Source organism: Psychroflexus planctonicus, assembly GCF_014640195.1.
Taxonomy (GTDB): domain Bacteria; phylum Bacteroidota; class Bacteroidia; order Flavobacteriales; family Flavobacteriaceae; genus Psychroflexus; species Psychroflexus planctonicus.
This window is the reverse complement of the sequence record NZ_BMGM01000002.1, coordinates 68013-85553: the sequence shown is the minus strand read 5'-3', so window position 1 is coordinate 85553 and position 17541 is coordinate 68013. Positions and strand designations below refer to the sequence as shown.

The 17541-nt window shown below is 32.6% G+C and carries 15 protein-coding genes and 2 tRNA genes; 1 reads left to right on the top strand and 16 read right to left on the bottom strand.

The window, feature by feature from the left end:
* Positions 1–85 precede the first annotated feature (85 nt).
* From cas5b to IEV72_RS02480, 10 genes are all read right to left on the bottom strand, one after another.
* Positions 86–853: a type I-B CRISPR-associated protein Cas5b gene (cas5b, locus tag IEV72_RS02525; RefSeq protein WP_188457512.1), complete on the bottom strand. Its 768-nt coding sequence runs from the start codon at positions 851–853 to the stop codon at positions 86–88.
* Positions 843–1757, bottom strand: coding sequence for a type I-B CRISPR-associated protein Cas7/Csh2 (gene cas7b / locus IEV72_RS02520; protein ID WP_188457511.1), 915 nt, complete (start codon positions 1755–1757; stop codon positions 843–845). Before cas7b ends, cas5b begins: the two co-directional genes overlap by 11 nt.
* Positions 1758–1774: 17 nt before the next feature.
* The gene (locus IEV72_RS13690; protein WP_188457510.1) at positions 1775–2194 is read right to left on the bottom strand and encodes a TM1802 family CRISPR-associated protein; all 420 of its coding nucleotides are present in this window, start codon (positions 2192–2194) and stop codon (positions 1775–1777) included.
* 10 nt (positions 2195–2204) lie between these two features.
* On the bottom strand, positions 2205–3602 hold the full coding sequence (locus tag IEV72_RS02510) for a TM1802 family CRISPR-associated protein (RefSeq protein WP_188457509.1): 1398 nt from the start codon (positions 3600–3602) through the stop codon (positions 2205–2207).
* A 279-nt stretch (positions 3603–3881) separates the two neighbouring features.
* Positions 3882–4085, bottom strand: a complete 204-nt coding sequence (locus IEV72_RS02505; RefSeq protein ID WP_188457508.1) for a hypothetical protein — start codon at positions 4083–4085, stop codon at positions 3882–3884.
* 544 nt (positions 4086–4629) lie between these two features.
* Positions 4630–4704: transfer RNA gene (locus IEV72_RS02500), tRNA-Pro, on the bottom strand.
* 207 nt (positions 4705–4911) lie between these two features.
* Positions 4912–4995, bottom strand: a tRNA-Ser gene (locus IEV72_RS02495).
* A gap of 114 nt (positions 4996–5109) precedes the next feature.
* Positions 5110–5754, bottom strand: a complete 645-nt coding sequence (locus tag IEV72_RS02490) for a hypothetical protein (protein ID WP_188457507.1) — start codon at positions 5752–5754, stop codon at positions 5110–5112.
* Positions 5755–5765: 11 nt separating this feature from the next.
* The gene (locus tag IEV72_RS02485) at positions 5766–6395 is read right to left on the bottom strand and encodes a hypothetical protein (protein WP_188457506.1); all 630 of its coding nucleotides are present in this window, start codon (positions 6393–6395) and stop codon (positions 5766–5768) included.
* Positions 6377–7552 carry a THUMP-like domain-containing protein gene (locus IEV72_RS02480; RefSeq protein WP_188457505.1) on the bottom strand — a complete coding sequence of 392 codons (1176 nt, stop codon included), beginning with the start codon at positions 7550–7552 and terminating at the stop codon, positions 6377–6379. The genes IEV72_RS02485 and IEV72_RS02480 overlap by 19 nt, the downstream gene beginning before the upstream one ends.
* Before the next feature lie 118 nt (positions 7553–7670).
* Here IEV72_RS02480 and IEV72_RS02475 point away from each other — a divergent pair, with 118 nt between their 5' ends.
* The gene (locus tag IEV72_RS02475) at positions 7671–7847 is read left to right on the top strand and encodes a Lacal_2735 family protein (RefSeq protein ID WP_188457504.1); all 177 of its coding nucleotides are present in this window, start codon (positions 7671–7673) and stop codon (positions 7845–7847) included.
* On the opposite strand, the gene IEV72_RS02470 is transcribed toward IEV72_RS02475, so the two are convergent.
* The 6 genes from IEV72_RS02470 to IEV72_RS02445 form a co-directional block, all read right to left on the bottom strand.
* Positions 7844–8389 carry a hypothetical protein gene (locus tag IEV72_RS02470; RefSeq protein WP_188457503.1) on the bottom strand — a complete coding sequence of 182 codons (546 nt, stop codon included), beginning with the start codon at positions 8387–8389 and terminating at the stop codon, positions 7844–7846. The two genes, IEV72_RS02475 and IEV72_RS02470, sit on opposite strands and share 4 nt — an antisense overlap.
* A gap of 115 nt (positions 8390–8504) precedes the next feature.
* Complete coding sequence (locus IEV72_RS02465; protein ID WP_188457502.1) at positions 8505–10904, bottom strand: glycoside hydrolase family 31 protein; 2400 nt, start codon at positions 10902–10904, stop codon at positions 8505–8507.
* A gap of 69 nt (positions 10905–10973) precedes the next feature.
* A complete protein-coding gene (glgB, locus tag IEV72_RS02460) occupies positions 10974–12875 on the bottom strand; it encodes a 1,4-alpha-glucan branching protein GlgB (RefSeq protein ID WP_188457501.1) in 1902 nt (633 codons plus the stop codon).
* Positions 12853–14505 carry a maltokinase N-terminal cap-like domain-containing protein gene (locus IEV72_RS02455; RefSeq protein WP_188457500.1) on the bottom strand — a complete coding sequence of 551 codons (1653 nt, stop codon included), beginning with the start codon at positions 14503–14505 and terminating at the stop codon, positions 12853–12855. Before IEV72_RS02455 ends, glgB begins: the two co-directional genes overlap by 23 nt.
* Positions 14505–16448, bottom strand: a complete 1944-nt coding sequence (locus IEV72_RS02450) for an alpha-1,4-glucan--maltose-1-phosphate maltosyltransferase (protein ID WP_188457499.1) — start codon at positions 16446–16448, stop codon at positions 14505–14507. Before IEV72_RS02450 ends, IEV72_RS02455 begins: the two co-directional genes overlap by 1 nt.
* A 4-nt stretch (positions 16449–16452) precedes the next feature.
* Positions 16453–17436: a carbohydrate kinase family protein gene (locus IEV72_RS02445; RefSeq protein ID WP_188457498.1), complete on the bottom strand. Its 984-nt coding sequence runs from the start codon at positions 17434–17436 to the stop codon at positions 16453–16455.
* Positions 17437–17541: the final 105 nt, after the last annotated feature.

The window sequence follows — 17541 nt, the reverse complement described above, 5'->3', positions numbered from 1 at the left end:
CAGTTAATGGTTTGTTATTTAAATACATGAATATCAATTTCTTGAATCTAGATTTTATCATGAAATTCACTCTAATTCATTAAAATCATAAAAACTGAACATTTCCTTCATCTATAATCGAAAATGATTTATCGTTAGGGACTGCTTTTACATTAAATCCATTCATTTCTGTAAGTACTTCCCCATAACGTGAAATAGTTCTGTCTACATTCATCTCCAATGGAAAAGTTTCTAATTGAAACACTCTACTTTTCATATAATCTATATCAATAGGATTATCAGAATCAATTTCAGATAGGTTTATCGCTGAACAAAAATCAACATAATCTTCTTTAATGATTTTATTTAGCTTTTTTTCACCTATGTAATCAATATTAGCAGTCATTTGAGCTAAACCTAAATAAGGATTAAAATAAAAGTTTTTATCTTCTAGTCGCTCTATCAAATTATTTCTAAGCAAATGATTCCAACATAAGTAAATCCTAAATCTAGGATTTTTTAAAAGTTCAAACTCAATTTGACTACGTCCGCTTGGTTTAATATTGTAGAATGTGTTAGGACTACTGCTTGTAATTAATAAATTGAAGGCCATATTTACTTTTTTGATACGAGAAATTGGTCTTATTGCTATATACGCATTTTCTGCAGAAAAAACCTTTCTAAGATGATTTTCATCTTCGTTTACAGTGTTTTGGCTATCTTCTCTTTCTATTCCTAAAATGGCACCTAACATACCAAAAACAGCTGATGGTGTAGGTAAACTAAAGGTAAGGGGCGAAGTAGTAGTGTTAAACTTTCTAAAGTGACCAAATTCCCCATAAATATCGAAAATGATGGCTTTTTTAAAGTTCATTAACTTGATATGTTTTGTTTTCTAAATTATAATCTTCACCACTTTTTAGAAAATTTAAGCTATTATCACATCTTACTTCAATTGAATCAATTTTATCTCTTTGGTTAGAAATCTCGTGAAGCATATCAGTTAAGTCTATTTTATAGTCCTTAGTGCTTCTTAACTTAAATTCACTTTTTTCTGATACAATATTTAAGCGTTGTCTTAGACTTCCTATATAATAGGGTTTTTTGTAGTTTATTGTAAAAATCAGTAAAGGTCGTTGACCAAATTTTGAACGGCTAATCAAATTTTTTGTACCATCCCATATACCACGTAATAGCAATTCTTTATCATTTTCGGTCATTTTAGAATACTGTGCAGCTTTTTCATTAATTATTCCATTAAATCCAATAAGTGCATAAGGTACTTTATATTCAGTTCTAAATGTATTTTGCTTCTTTCCATCAGAAGATGCAAAAGCACCTGTACCTGCCTCTGTTATTATTTCTGCCTGATGTAAAGATTTTCCCATTTGAAATTGGACAGGGCCAATAAAAGTAAATTTGTTTTTTTTGATTGGTAAGATACCACCAAAAACCCGAACATCAATACAGGTTTCTAAAACCTTATCTTTACTTTCTTTAAATATTTCTGCTCTTCGTTTACCTGTATTGATAAACTGTTCACCATTTTTTTCATATTTTGTTTCCCTAACAAAAATATCTTTACCATCAGACCCATTATAATTTTCATATTCAAACCAATAATCTCGGATAGTTCTTTTTAAACGAACATCAGAAACTAATATAGTGTTATCTTCTGCGTCAAGCCTAGGACGATTTTCATTTAATGGGTCTCCATTTGGGTTTGCGTTTTCTATATCATATAGAAATAAAAATTCAGAACGTTTTTTTATTATCATAATATTATTTTTAATTTTTATGATTTAAATTTTTTCCCTAATTCAATTCCACACACAAAATTGAAAGTTATTTCATCGTCAGTCATTTTTTTTAAATAATCGTAATTAGTTAGTAAACTTTCAGAAATATACTCACGTAACTCTTTGTAAGTGGTTTGATATGCATACTGGTTTACTTTTTCAATAGCCTCATTAAAAATCCGTTTAACATCTTTTGGAGTCAGATGAAGTCCTTTTAATTTCTTTTCAAAAGGAGTATTATTTAAATTAGCTAATTGCATTGAATAAACTAAATGGACTAAGACTCCAAGACTGAAAATACCTTTGGTAGCTTCCTTATTTTCAAAAACTGAGTTATTTTCTATGAAGCTTGAAAGCTTTTCAAAATCAAACTTGACTTTCTTAATAGTTTGTTTTTTGTCATCTTCTGTTATCATGATTTTTACTTTATTTATTGTAATTAATTAAATCAAGTTCTTGAAAATAACTCTGCAGCAAGTATGTTTTGGCTATCAACAAATTCCCTTTTTTAAAGAAAAAGTTGTTACTTTCATTATAGCTTGCACGAATAACTTTCATAAAATTTTTGTAAATCAATTTTTGACTTATTTTTCTACCCATGAAAATATTATAGGTTATTTCATAAAAATCATCTTCAAAAAAATCTTTGATTAATTTATAACTAAATTCTAATTTATCTTTTTCAGCATGATTATTAATCAAGTCTGTAAAAAAAGAATCTTCACTAATTTTTTTTGGTACATCAACAAATAATTTTTTAAATCTTGACGGTGGAACTTCTTCAATCATTGCCTTAATTTTTATTGATTTATTTTTTTTATTCTCTTCAAAAAAAAGGATGTTTATTGTGAAAATACCATCATCAGCATCACCTATCTTCTTAAGAAAATAATCTTCCTTGGCGATATTAATATCATTATTTTCAATATTGTAGTCAATATCTTTTAGTATATCTAAAGCTTTTTTTAAAGATTCAGTATTCTTACTGTTTACAGATTTAGGGACGAAGTAAAATTCTTTTTCAAAAAAACACTTTGTAAGGTGTTTTACAATATAATTTTTCCCAAGTTCCATTTTAATAGAGCATCTTTCGCAAATTGGATAATTTATCCAATTGTTTTCTTGCTTGAAGAAACCACTTACAAAACCAGGTTTATTCACAGTTGTATATTTCAACGGAGAGCCAAAACCATACACTTCTGCTTTTATTTCATTACAAATACTGCATTTTGAATTTTCGCCTTTTGAAGAAACGCCATGTTTTTTAAAATTTCCATCAATTTTGTCTTTTACAATTAACTTTTTGAAAATATCAAAATCAGAAAGGTATTTTCTTTGTCCATCTAAATCAATAACTAGAGTGAAAGCACTAGTGAATTTATCATGTTGTTCTAGTTTTTCGTAGAAATCGTGCAGACTGTTTTTTATATCATTCAAGCTTTCTTCGAAAGATTTTTTCCATTCCTTAAAAAAATCAATATTGTCAGATTTTTCTTCATCTAAAAGTTTAATGAGCTTTGGGAATTGAATATTGACTAGTGTGTTAAGTTTTTTAGAGAAATCACCACATTTGGTAGTGAATGTAACATCGCCCCCAGAAGCACTTCCTTTTCTATATGCATATTTAGTATAATTGTTTTCATCAACATTATCTCTGTCTATACTTTTAAATTCTATTTTTCCATTGTTTTCTTCAAACACAATTAATAGCATCTTACATATTCTATTCGGATAGGGTTCTTGAGTTAAAAGTTCAAAAGAACTTAAGCTATTTTTCCCAAGTATTTCTAAATTACCAATATCAGCTATTGCCCTGTCTTGCATTAAGCATTTAAATTTATGTGAACAATTTACTAATTTCTCATAAAATGAGCAATTCTAATTTTAAAACTTACATGTTGCACTTATAACTTGAACTTAGACTTGTTCTTAAATCCTAAAAATTTTGTCAGTTTTTTTGTGAAATAGACTCAAAAAACTACTTAATCTTTTTGGCCCATGACTCATCATAATCATCAACGATACCAACCCAAAATTTTTAAAATTACGTTTGTATTGCAGTGTTGAATACTCGTATCAATTCTAAAATAGGTCAACCTAAATTTAATAGCTTGCCATTTCACCATCTGGATAAACCCATAAACCTTCTGCCATATAAACACCATTTTTGTGATTTAGTGCCATAGGTGAAAAATAAAAAGTTAAAAATACATCATCACAGTCTTTTTCATAATACGATTTACTCTTATAAGTAAGAGGGAATAATTGGTTTTGTTCATTTTGATTGTTCATTTTCATTTCTTTCATTATTTTAATATTTACTATAGCTATATGGTTGAAGAATGAAAAAGTTTAGATTAACAAGCAAAAAAAATGGATATTTTTATTTTTATATGAAAATATTTGAGTAAACAATATAAAATCACCTTCAATATAAATAACCTAAATGCTTTAGAAATAGCTTGGTAAGTACAAAATAACTAAGCTTTTTAATATCTCATTTTAAAAAAAGGCGAGTTAGATTTCTTACTCTTAATCTTTTAAACTTTACTTTGTACGTAAATAACCTGAAAAGACATCAGAAAATCCAAAACCCTGATGCTGATTTAATCTATTTATTGGAAGCAACTATTAATGAAGAAGTCTAATATAATTAGAGTTCACCTTCTATAATTAAGGATGCATTTGCTGGTAAGTTTTTAATAGAATAAAAGTACTTCAGTGTATTTAACTATCTTTGATTAAGAATTACTAATTGAAGTAACACAGTATAAGTGGAATCTATTCACAAATTATTCACAAAAAAAAAGAGAGCCACTAGCAAAATGCTTGTAACTCTCTGGTTTTCAAGTCGGGGTGGCAGGATTCGAACCTGCGACCTCCTGCTCCCAAAGCAGGCGCGATGACCGGGCTACGCTACACCCCGAGTGGTGTAATTAATCAAAATTTCAAAACAAAACTAAACTCAATTTTAACTTATAAACATCCGAGCGTAGTTTATGCCGCACTTGTTGCGGTACTATACCCCGAGTGGTGTAATTAATCAAAAAATATTAACTAAATTTAGTTAAGAACTTTAAATTGAAGAGACTAAAAACGGTCTCAACAAACTTGCTTTTCAAAGCAAACTTTGCGGAGAGACAGGGACTCGAACCCTGGCGACACTTTCGCGTCGACAGATTAGCAATCTGCTGCATTACCACTCTGCCACCTCTCCAATATTGTAAAGAACTTGTTCTTTTTGCGGTTGCAAATATAGATATAGACTTAGATTCTGCCAAATTAAAATATGCTTTTTTACAAAGTATTTTTAGAATGTTTTTTTTCAACTTTAATCCTTTGGCAATATAGGATTTAGCATGCATTGCAATTCACTTAAAAAATATAATTCAGGGTAAATCATCATTTCATTTACCTCATCATAAATTTCAGATTTAAAAACGAAGTCCAAATTGTAGTTATTAGAATTTATACTTCCTAAATAAGTCTCAGAAGTTAATAACTTATTTGCTGCATTTTCGGAGATTAAAAAATACCCTAAATTGGTAATGTTGTAATACGGAGATTCATCATCTGCAATGTTTACATATCCACATCGTTTGGGACCAAATTGGGGCAAGGTTACTTTCTTACCATTACTTAATTCAAAGGTGATTTTGGTTTTGCTACCAAAGCAAATTGGTTGTAATACTTCCTGAGCATCTTCGTGAATTTCAACTAGTAAAATTAAATTATCATCGGCTTTTAATAGGGTGAAATCTATTATTCTTCCTCTTAAAGGAGTTGTCCATTCTTCAACCATAACGGCTTCCGTCTGCAAAGTTTCAATTTCTCCATTTGTATTTAAACTGTAAGATGTATAATAACAAGGTTCAGTTTCAAGTGGTTGTGGATAGTAAACTTCTTCAGAAAGAATCTGGGAATTTAATTGAAACATACAACCCAATAAGAATGTTGTCTGTAGAAGTTTTTTCATCATTTTTGGTTTTACTCTTGTACTATAATGGTAGGATTAACCACACAATCTAAATTTCTTTTAAAATAGGTACTTGGAGAAATTACTTCATCATTTACATCATCATACAAATCCGACTTAAAAACAAAATACATTTCAAAATCTTGAGATGTCAAACTTCCAGAAATTAATTCTGTATTTTGTAATGCTTCAAACTTATCTTCTGTGATTAAAAATGAACCACGATTTTTAATGTTGTAAAATCCTTCCTGAGCAGATTCTAACTCAAGACCACATAAACGTGTACCTACTTGGGGCAAAACAACACTTTCACCGTTTTGAAGCTTTAAAGAAAAACTTGCTCCGCTTCCAATACAAATTGGCGAAAGTGGTTTTTTAGCATCTTCGTAAATTTCAATATTTAAAACAATAACACCCCGAGAATTTACCATACTAAAATCTATGACTCTTCCTTTAGATAAGGTGGTAAATGAATCTACCATTTCGGTTTCTGTCCTTACCAAGGCAATGTGTTTTTCTTTACCTAATTCAACTTGTGTATAGGTGCAGTCTTCTGTATCTTGATCCTGTGCATTTACTTGTGCATTGAATATATTGATTAAAAAAAATAATATGAATAGAATTACATTGCTTTTATGCATGATATTACAATTTTTTGTTGATTGAAATCTGTTGTGAAAAATACGTAATTTTCTCCACCATCTTTCGTTTTAAACAACTTAATCAAATCCTTTGCCATAAGTGGAAAATTACGGGTAGAAATGTTCATTTTTTTTCCTTTCAATTGTTTTTTAAGTTGTTTGGGCTTGTATTCTTCAACTTTTTTAACAAAAAACACTCTTCCTGGAAATTCTTTTTCAAGTGTTGCTGAAATGAATAAATGCGAGTTAGGGTGTAATTTTTGAAGTTGAAACGACTCTGCAAGTTGATTGAACTTTCCAACTTTCATTAAGGCTGCATTGGGTTCGTATAGATATTGAAGCGGTTTTGCATAAGTAACTTCAGTTGAAGCTTCATCCTTTGTTATTTCAAATTCAATTTGCTTTCCTTTTTTAAATTGAATGCATTTAAAACTTGGTAAAATTTCTTCATTTGAAAAATCCAATTCCCAGAGCAACTCTTTCACTTCGTTTTCAACGGCTACAATATGTATTTTTCTAACGTATTTTAATTCTTTAATTCCGTAACTCAAGTCTATTAACGGACTTGTTTTCATCAACAAAAAGTCGCATTTTGTTTGTAAAATAGGCAAAAGCGAAAGTATATTAGGCTGACAATCTTCAAATAGAAAGACTCTTTTTTTAGCTTCATCTCTTCGGGAAGGATCCAAATAAATCCAATCTAACTTGCTTTTAGTATTTTTCAAAAATGTTTCAGCAGTTGTCTGAATCATTTCAAAATTCTTCAATTCAAAAACAGTAGAATTGTAATGTACTAAATTAAAAAGGCTATCGTCTTTTTCTGTATAAATTACATGTTTGTTGGTTTTGGCTAGAGCAAAAGCATCAATACCAAATCCACCCGTTAAGTCGGCTACTTCTGAACCGTTGATTATTTTTGCTTTATAATTAGCCGTTTCTTCTGAAGAACTTTGAGCCAAATTCAACTTCGGTGGAAAAACTACATCATCCTTGGCTATCCAGGATGGTAATTTCTTTTTCATTCGTTGTCTTGCAGAAATTTGTTGAGCTAAAAAGGAAGCGTCTACATCTTCAAATGGAAACCCTTTTAAAACCAATTCTGTAAGTTGGCTATCTATGTTTTCTTTTATAAATTGAATATGCGCTTTACTTAACATTTGTTTTAAATTGATTCAAAAATAAGGCTTCGTGCAATCATTTACTAAAGTGAAGCTAAATAATTATGATAAAAGCTAATCTTTGTGTTGGCTTGCTTTTCTTTGAAAAAAAAATTATATGTTCGGATTATTTAAAAAGAAAAGCGAAATTGATAAACTTCGCGACCAATACAAAAAACTTCAAAAGGAATCTTTCGATTTATCTAAATCTAATCGAAGTGCAGCAGATAAAAAATTAGCTGAAGCCGAAGAAGTTTATAAACAAATTGAAGCTTTAAAAGCTAAGCAAAACTAAAACCCACTTTCTTGTGTTTGTGCGTTTGTATTGTTTTGAAAATGGGTTTCTAAGTATTCTACAGGAAAAATATAAATTACTGGGATATAGCTTCCTTTGTTTTTGTAGGTATACAAATTAACATAGTTTAAGTTGTTTGGTCCTTTTAATACCAAGCCGTAAGCAAAGCTTTGATCTACAAAACTTTGTGGTCTATACCACCATTTGTTTTCGTGTGTAATTGTATAGCCCAGACTAAGCAAAAAATCTTTTGAACTTTTTAAATGCGTTACCGTTTTAATATAATTAAAACCATTCCCCATTCCTGAAGGCACTAAGCTTACTACTTTTAATTTGTTGTTATCGTATTTAAAACGCTCCAAATCAATATCCCAAGCTACACTTTCAGCAAATAATATATTTTTTAATTCGGTTCGATTAGCCGCGTAAGCTTGTCTAACTTCTTCTTTGGTCATTTCATCTTTAAATACCTTGTAAATAGTATTTTGACCAAAAGTGAAGGAAGTGCTTATCAGGAATGCTAAAAAAAGTAATTTTTTCAAGTTGTTTTTCATTTACATCAAAAATACAATAACTTCTTTATAAAAACTATCCTATGAGTTTTAAAATACAAAAAGCTCCTTGGTTTAGGAGCTTTTTGATGTTTGTACTAAAAGATTATTTTTCAAAATGAATTTCAGAAAAATCTTTAGACACTTTTAAGGTCATTTTCTTTTTATCAAAATAAACATCGTCTAAACTAACGTACACATTGTCTACTTGAATTTTCTTTGGAACGAATGGTAAACCTATTAATTCTATTTTAAAGCTATCGTACTCTGTAATAAAGTTTCCAGATTTAAATTGCTGTAAAACCATATCGTTTTCTTTTCCTGTCAACTTAAAATTACGCAGACTAAAGCGCCCTTTCTTATAATCATATCCATCTTGGGCATCTTCAAAAACGGTAGATTTTTCTACTCCATTTTTGTAATATACTTGCAATTTCAATTCTTCAATTTGCTTCTCTCCTACATATTGCTGAACAGGATAACGCGGAATAATTCCACCGGACTTAACAAAAATCGGCATGCTATCTAAATCGGCATCCACCCAAATTTCTTTTCCACCGCTTAACAATTCGTTTGTCCAGAAATTATACCACAAACCACGTGGCAAGTACATTCTTCTTCCTTTGGAATTGGGTTCTAAAATAGGACACACCAAAATGTGCTGACCAAACACAAACTCGTCTGTTCGGTAATGCGTTTGTTCATCTTCTTGGTCTACATAAAAAATAGGTTTCAGAATTGGAATTCCTTCTTCTGCATATTCATAAAAAGCAGTATATAAATAAGGAAGTAGTGTGTAACGCAATTCAATAAATTTACGGCTGATGTCTAAAACTTCTTCGCCAAAAGTCCAAGGTTCTTGGTCGCCATGATGTCCAGAAGAATGCGTTCTACAAAACGGATGAAAAACACCTAACTGAATCCAGCGCGCATACAACTCGCCTGTTGGTTGTTCAGCAAATCCACCAATATCTGTTCCTGTAAAAGACATTCCAGAAATGCACATGCGCTGTACTTGAATGTTGGCTACCCATAAATGTTCCCACGAAGCTACATTGTCTCCCGTCCATGAACTTCCGTAACGTTGTGCGCCACTGTAAGCAGAACGTGTAATTACAAAAGGTCGTTTTGGGTAAATGTATTTTTTTACGCCGTTATAAGTGGCTCTCGCCATTTGTGTTCCATAAACATTGTGCGCTTTTCGGTGACTACATGGATGTCCATCATAATCATGGCGAACATCGTTGGGGAAAGTCTTATTAGGAACTTCCATAACAGCAGGTTCGTTCATATCGTTCCAAACGCCCTTCACTCCTACTTCACCAATTAATTCTTTAAACAATCCTGACCACCACGTTCTCACTTCTGGTTTGGTGAAATCTGGAAAATTACATTCTCCTGGCCAAACTTTACCAATCATATAAGGTCCATCAGCTCGTTTACAGAAATAATCTTTTTCCAAAGCTTCGCTATAAACCGAATAATCCTTATCTATTTTAATCCCTGGGTCAATGATAACAACGGTTTTAAAACCGTCTTTATCTAAATCGCTTACCATTTTCTTGGGATCAGGAAAATATTCTTTATTCCAAGTGAAACAACGGAAACCATCCATATAATCTATGTCCAAGTAAATTCCATCGCAAGGAATTTGAAGCGCTCTAAATTGAGAAGCCACTTCACGAACGCGAGATTCTGGATAATAACTCCATTTGCATTGGTGGTAACCTAAAGCCCACATGGGTGGCAATTCTGCTTTACCGGTTAAGTTAGTATACGATTTTACCACTTGCGGCATGTCTGGTCCGTAGATAAAGTAGTAATTCATTTCGCCACCTTGAGCCCAAAAACTGGTTACGGCGTGGCGTTCTTGGCAAAAATCGAAGAAAGAACGGAAGGAATTATCAAAAAACACTCCGTAGGCTTGATTGTTGTTTAAGCCAATGTAAAAAGGAATACTTTTGTAAATCGGGTCTTTGTCTTTGCCAAAAGCATATTCATCAGTCACCCAATTTTGAACGCGTTTTCCTTTTAAATTAGAATGCATGGGTTTATCTCCCAATCCATAAAAACTTTCTTTGGCTTGGGCTTTTTTACTCATTTTTACAACATTGCCACCAAATTCGTAGCTTTCTTCGTAATGAAAACCCAATTCGTCTTCATTGATTAGGTTTCCTTTTTTGTCGTAAATTTTATGTTGTAAGCTGGCTTTTTCAATTTTGCAAACCAATTTAGATGTGCTTATTATATAAAAGTCTTTTTCTTCTGTAATTTCTAAATGATTGTAGCCACGCAATCCATCTTCATCTATGGCATACGAAAAATCAGGTTCTAATTTTCCGCGCGTTCCGTAACGAAAACGCAATACACTGTCTCGTAATACTTGCATTTCCATTATTACATCGTTCTCTGTGGTAAAACGGAATGTATCTACATCTTGTTCAAACTTAACTATTTGATTAGGAAACTGGTTCCCTAACTCTTTAAGTTCTGTATTTGTAATCATTCTATATCTTCATTTATTTTCAGCTGGCTAAAATACAACCTAATAAGGTTTTTAAAGCTGAGGTGAGTACTATTTCAATTCGAAAATCTGACAAGCTAAAGGAGCTAAAACGATTGATGTTGAAAACTTTTTACCTTGAAATTCTTCTTTTTTAAACTCAGTAACTTCATTTGAAAAATTACCCGTTCCCCAGAATTTTTTATCATCGCTACTTAATTGTTCGGTTAAAGTTCCACCTTGGTTGCTTCCTATGAAATAATGATCATGTGGAGTTGGTGTGAAATTACAGGTGACGATTATTTCAGATTCTTCATATTTGCGCTTGTACACCAAAACCGAATTTTCATGGTCGTCTAAACTCAACCATTCAAAACTTTCGTGACTAAATTGATTTTTATATAAGGCTTCTGTTTTTCTATACAATTCGTTTAAAGCTGTAACCCATTTCTGGATTCCTTGATGTGGTTTGTACTCTAATAAGTGCCAATCTAGACTTTCTTGGAAATTCCATTCTTGGTATTGTCCAAATTCTCCACCTTGAAAGAGTAATTTTGTTCCCGGATGCGTAAACATGAACCCGTATAAACTCCTAAGATTAGCAAACTTTTGCCATTCGTCTCCAGGCATTTTATCCAACATGGATTTTTTACCATACACTACTTCATCATGAGAAAGCGGTAACATGAAATTTTCAGTAAAGGCATAATTTAAGCTGAAGCTAATGTCGTTTTGATGGTGTTTTCTGTATACCGGATCTTTTGAAAAATAGGTTAAGGTATCGTGCATCCAACCCATCATCCACTTCATTCCAAATCCTAAACCACCAATAGAAGTAGGTTTTGATACCATGGAATAACTGGTAGATTCTTCAGCAATGGTTTGTACATCTGGATAATTTTTGTACACTTCTTCATTTAATTCCTTAATGAAATCAATGGCTTCTAGATATTCATTTCCACCAAATTGATTGGGATCCCATTCGCCTTCATCTCTGGAATAATCTAAATACAACATTGAAGCTACTGCATCAACACGAAGTCCGTCAACATGATAATAATCCAACCAAAACAAAGCATTACTGATTAAAAATGCACGCACTTCATTTCTGCCATAATTGAAAATTAAGGATTTCCAATCGGGGTGATAACCTTTTTTTCGGTCGGGATGTTCGTACAAATGGGTTCCATCAAAATTACCTAAACCATGTGCATCTTCAGGAAAATGAGAAGGTACCCAATCTAAAATTACACCGATATTATTTTGGTGAAAAACATCTACCAATTCCATAAATTCTTCGGGATAACCAAATCTTGAAGTGGGTGCAAAATATCCAGTTAATTGATATCCCCAACTCGGATCGTATGGATATTCCATAATGGGCATGAACTCGATGTGAGTGAATTTCATTTCCTTTACATACTTTACCAAATCTTCGGCTAGTTCTAAATAACTTAGGCTTCGGTTTTCTTCGGTTTTCTTTTTCCAAGAGCCCAAATGCACTTCGTAAACCGAATATGGCGCATCTAAAGCATTGTGTTTTTTCCGCTTTTTCATCCAAGCAGAATCCTTCCATTTTTTATTCAAATTCCAAACTACAGATGCGGTATTAGGCGGATGCTCGCAGCGTTTAGCAAACGGATCCGCCTTTTCGGTTTTTTGGTCGTTGTTATTTGAATGTATTCTGTATTTGTACACACTTCCATGGCCAACTTCTGGAATAAATCCTTCCCAAATTCCACTTTCGTCCCAACGTACATTGAGTAAATGCTCTCCTTCTATCCAGTAATTAAAATCGCCAATAACCGAAACTTGTTTGGCTGATGGCGCCCAAACAGCAAAATAAGTTCCCTTTACGCCATTGACTTCCATGGGATGGGATCCTAATTTTTCGTATAATCTAAAATGTTTTCCTGCTTTAAATAACTGAATATCAAATTCAGAAAAAAGACTATAAACTTGTACTTGACTCATGTTGTTCTGGGTTTAAAATGCTTGAAATTCCTTTTAATGGAATAATTGCCCAACGTGGGCGAGAGTTCAATTCGTATCCTAATTCGTAAATGGCTTTTTCTAATAAGCAATAATGCAATAGGAATTCTATTTCTTTTCGGTAACCGATGTTTAAATTATGTGATTGTACATAATCTATATACGTATATAAAAATACACCGACCATTTGGTCATAAAGTAATTCTGCTAGTTCAAAATGTTCTTCAATGCTTTTGTTGTGTTCGTCTTGATGATTGAAAATACTGGCATAAATGGCATAATTAAAAGACCTAAACATGCCGGCTACATCTTTTAAAGGGGGTTGCTTTACTTTTCGGTCTCGAATGGTACTTTCGGGTTCGCCTTCAAAATCAATGATGTAAAAATCGCGTTCGTTTACCAAAACTTGACCTAAATGATAATCTCCATGAACACGAATGCGTTCGCCTTTTAAGCGATTTTCATCAAAATCTAGGAAGCGTTTTTTTACTTCTTTTTTGTTGCTCAGTAAGGCTTGTGCTAAGTCTAATGCCAAACCATCTAATTTATGCAGGTTGTTTTCTAATAAATTAATCCGGTTATCCAACATGTAGACCAATCTGTTTTTTAACCAAACCGTATAATCATAAGAATATCCCGAAGGTGTAAATTCAGTATTAATGCGTTCCATCCCTAATGAAACATGCATTTCTGCAGTGCGATGTGCCAAAGTTTCAATGTCTTCAAAAAAAGATTTACCGAATAATTCTGTAAGTTGAGCATCTACTTCATTTTCATTGATCTGTTGAAGCGGACTCAGTTTTTGAATTTTAGCTAGGTCTCTTTTTGAAGCATTAAATGCTTGGATTCCTTTTCTAATGTTTTTTGAAAAATAATCCCAAGCATCACCTTCATTGGGAATCATTTCTTGCATTAATGCAATGGTCATTACATTTTTATCACTGAATTTTAAGGTGATGCTTCCTGCATAACCTGGAGTATTTTCAAATTGACCTTTGTTGGTCAAATATTTGCTCAATTCGTAATCTGGATTGTGGTTTACATATAGTCTTCTGAAGAATTTTAAAATGTATTTTTCGTTATACACTACAGAAGTATTGCTTTGTTCCACTCCTAAAAATCGGGAAGACGTATAATCATCGTCCAAGCATTTTCTACCGCGTCTGTATTCTAAATGTTGGTGTTTGGTTTTGTTGCCTTCGGTAATTTTTTCAAAAATCATTTTTCGAAAAGATTCTAACAAACTGGCATCGACCAACCAAAATTCTTCTTCATTTAATTTAATGTGTGCAATAATGTTTCCATCAACCGCATCGGGATGCTTCACCAAACCTAAAGGTAAAAAATAATCTTGCACAAAAGCTTCCACATAATTGGCTTCTATGACTAAACCGTAGTATAAATCAGATTCATTTTGAACGCTGAAATAATCCAATACATCAATATATTTTAACTTGCTTGCTTTACCACCGTACCAACGTTGCTGTAAAATATAATCTTGTAAAACATCTCCGCAGAGTTGTTTTTGAAACTCTACAGATTTCATCAATTCTTCCCAAGTTAATGGAAATTCAAGTGAATGTTTTGGTTTTGGTGGAGTTTTGCTAGCCATTAGTATTTCATTTTAAAGATATGAAAGCCCAAACTTGGGTGAAGTTCTACATAATTCCATTCGTTTTGCCATTGGTATTCTGCTTCGGTAATTAAATCTTTCATTTGTACCGCGGTACCTTGATGAATGTTTAATTCTTCAAAAGGCAAACGCAATGTTCCTTGCTGGCTGTAATGATGGTCTAAGTTAATTACCACCAAAATTTGATCGGTTCGGTCGTCATTCCATTTATAAAAACCGATTAAGTGCTCATTTTCTATCGGGCAAAATTGAATATTGTTGGTTTGTTGAAGCGCCGGATGATTTTTTCTAAGTTGATTGATTTTTGAAATTAAATGGGTGACTTTGTTTTTATGCGTCCAATCCCATTTACGGATTTGGTATTTTTCTGAATCTAAATATTCTTCTTTACCTGGCATGGCATCTGAAGCCATAAATTCAAAAACTGGTCCGTAAATCCCAATATTACTCGACAAAGTAGCCGCCAACGTATAGCGAATTATGTGCATAGCTTCATTAGCACCTTGCAAGTGATATGGATTAATATCGGGTGTGTTTGGCCAAAAATTAGGTCGGAAATATTCCCGCATATTGCTTTTAGTCAATTCGTTTACATATTCAATTATTTCATGCTTGTGCGTTCTCCAAGTAAAATAAGTATAACCTTGATTGAAGCCTTGTTTAGCTAGTTGCTGCATTATTTTTGGTCTGGAAAAAGCTTCGGATAAGAAAATAGTATCTGGATATTCTTCTTTGATGGAACGAATAAAAAAGTTCCAAAAACGGAAAGATTTGGTATGTGGATTGTCTACTCTAAATACTTTTACTCCGCGTTTAGCCCAATATTTTCCAACACTTAATAATTCATTCCACAATTCTACAGCGGCATCGCACTCGAAGTTGAAATTAACAATATCTTGGTATTTCTTCGGTGGATTTTCAGCATATTGAATGCTTCCGTCAGGTCTAAATTTAAACCACTCCGGATTATTTTTTAAATACGGATGGTCAGGAGCGGCCTGAAAAGCAATGTCCATCGCAATTTCAATTCCGTGTTGTTCTGCTTGGTGAATTAGATGAATAAAATCTTCTTCAGAACCCAATTCAGGATGAATACTTTTGTGTCCGCCGTGTTTTGAACCAATTGCCCAAGGCACACCAGTATCGCCTTTTTCGGCTTGGGTGGTGTTGTTTTTTCCTTTTCGGTTTACTTCTCCAATGGGATGAATGGGTGGGAAATACAAGGTATCAAATCCCATTTCTGCTACGCGAGCCAAACGTTCTTCGCAATCTTTAAAGCTAGCGTGTCGTTCTTCATTTTGAGCAGCAGAACGTGGAAAAAATTCGTACCAAGTACTAAATCTCGCTTTTTTCCGATCTACATCAATTTCAAATTTATCAGATTTTGTGGCATTTTTTCGCGTAGGAAAATGATAAAACAAATCGTACAAACATTGTGACTTGGCTTCATTACAAGCTTCATCATAATGACTTTCTTTCGGAAATATTTCAATTAAATGATTTAGGAAAGCCGTGTCATTTTTATCTTTATTCAGTTTTTTTAAAGCTTTAAGATGGTCTACTCCTTCAAGCAATTCACTTTTTACGTTTATTTGATTATCAATTTTTGCGGTAATTCCTTTGTGCCAAGTAAGTGGATGGTCTATCCAAGCTTGTAAAAAATAAGTATGATAACCTTGTTGATTCACTTGAAAATGTCCAGCAAAACGATCATTGTCTTTTAAATGCAATCGGTAGTATTGTTTTTCTTTCGCTTTAGGCGAAGTATGCACTATTTCTGCTTGAAGAACATCATGTCCATCTGCTAAAATATCAGCTTCTATATGAACTTGTTCTTCAACAACTCGTTTTATGGGGAATTCGCCGTTATTTACTAACGGACTAATGTTTTCTATAATTAATCTTCTTTTTTCCTTTTTCATGAAATTAGGGAGTGTTTTGGAAATAAAATTCTTTTCTTATTTGTTCTGTTTCTTCTTGGTTTTTAAAAACCGAAAATGTTTTACCTTGTGTACGCAATCCACCAAAAATATTGGCATATTCGGCTGCTGCTTTTGCATCATTGAGTTTTGCAAAACCGTAAGCTAGGCCACCAGCAAAAGAGTCGCCACAACCTGTGGTATCAATTACTTCATCTACTTGAATTGAAGGTGTAAAATGCTTCACCACATTTCCATTTTCTAAATGGTATTCCATACAACCTTCTGCATCGAGTGTGACGTATAAAAAGGTTACTCCTTTGTGTAAAACGTATTCTGCTAATTCATCTAAATGATCGATTTCTCCTTCTTGATAAGCAACTAATTCTTCTTGTTTGTATTCGCTTTGAAGCAAGCAGGATTGAGATTCTTCTAAATTCATTTTTAACACATCGATATGCGGAAGCCATAAATCTATATCTACCCAAAACTTTCGGTGGCGATTACCATGCACACTTACGCAGGTTGTTGGACCATGCGCATCGAAAATGATTTTTGCTTTAGAATTTGCCTTGATGTATTTTAAAGTATCTAAGGCAATTTCAAAATCGGTTATGGGTACAAAAACAAAGGCATCTACATCTAAAAAGTTTTCAACGTCTTTTGCTGTGATGGGCGGCATGAAAGCCGTTTGCTTTTCTATTCGGTTATTTTGGTCTTTAAATTTCAAATGAATAACCGTACCCCGATTGGCTTCATCTGAAAGACCGCTAACATCTATTGAAGGGTAATCTTGAAATAAAGCATGAATGGCTTTTTTGTCTTTTTGATGAATATGAGCAATGGGATAAACTTTCCCCTTGTTTTCTAACAATTTTGCTAAAGCAATACTCGGGTGAGAAATGCATCCGTATTTCTGAATAACATCTCCTTTAAAGGTTTCGATGGTATCTCTAGGAATCGGACCCGCCACAGCAATTTTGATCTGCATAAAATTCAGAATTGATTAGTTTAAAAGCATTTTCATTTGAAAGCACAAATTAAATATTATTTAAGACATTCGGATATTTTTCGGATATTTTTCGGATATTTTTTA

What these genes read in the sequence shown, in the direction of transcription:
- cas5b (WP_188457512.1), bottom strand. Translation starts at nt 853, where the DNA reads ATGAACTTTAAAAAAGCCATCATTTTCGATATTTATGGGGAATTTGGT.
- cas7b (WP_188457511.1), bottom strand. Translation starts at nt 1,757, where the DNA reads ATGATAATAAAAAAACGTTCTGAATTTTTATTTCTATATGATATAGAA.
- IEV72_RS13690 (WP_188457510.1), bottom strand. Translation starts at nt 2,194, where the DNA reads ATGATAACAGAAGATGACAAAAAACAAACTATTAAGAAAGTCAAGTTT.
- IEV72_RS02510 (WP_188457509.1), bottom strand. Translation starts at nt 3,602, where the DNA reads ATGCAAGACAGGGCAATAGCTGATATTGGTAATTTAGAAATACTTGGG.
- IEV72_RS02505 (WP_188457508.1), bottom strand. Translation starts at nt 4,085, where the DNA reads ATGAAAGAAATGAAAATGAACAATCAAAATGAACAAAACCAATTATTC.
- IEV72_RS02490 (WP_188457507.1), bottom strand. Translation starts at nt 5,754, where the DNA reads ATGAAAAAACTTCTACAGACAACATTCTTATTGGGTTGTATGTTTCAA.
- IEV72_RS02485 (WP_188457506.1), bottom strand. Translation starts at nt 6,395, where the DNA reads ATGCATAAAAGCAATGTAATTCTATTCATATTATTTTTTTTAATCAAT.
- IEV72_RS02480 (WP_188457505.1), bottom strand. Translation starts at nt 7,552, where the DNA reads ATGTTAAGTAAAGCGCATATTCAATTTATAAAAGAAAACATAGATAGC.
- IEV72_RS02475 (WP_188457504.1), top strand. Translation starts at nt 7,671, where the DNA reads ATGTTCGGATTATTTAAAAAGAAAAGCGAAATTGATAAACTTCGCGAC.
- IEV72_RS02465 (WP_188457502.1), bottom strand. Translation starts at nt 10,904, where the DNA reads ATGATTACAAATACAGAACTTAAAGAGTTAGGGAACCAGTTTCCTAAT.
- glgB (WP_188457501.1), bottom strand. Translation starts at nt 12,875, where the DNA reads ATGAGTCAAGTACAAGTTTATAGTCTTTTTTCTGAATTTGATATTCAG.
- IEV72_RS02455 (WP_188457500.1), bottom strand. Translation starts at nt 14,505, where the DNA reads ATGGCTAGCAAAACTCCACCAAAACCAAAACATTCACTTGAATTTCCA.
- IEV72_RS02450 (WP_188457499.1), bottom strand. Translation starts at nt 16,448, where the DNA reads ATGAAAAAGGAAAAAAGAAGATTAATTATAGAAAACATTAGTCCGTTA.
- IEV72_RS02445 (WP_188457498.1), bottom strand. Translation starts at nt 17,436, where the DNA reads ATGCAGATCAAAATTGCTGTGGCGGGTCCGATTCCTAGAGATACCATC.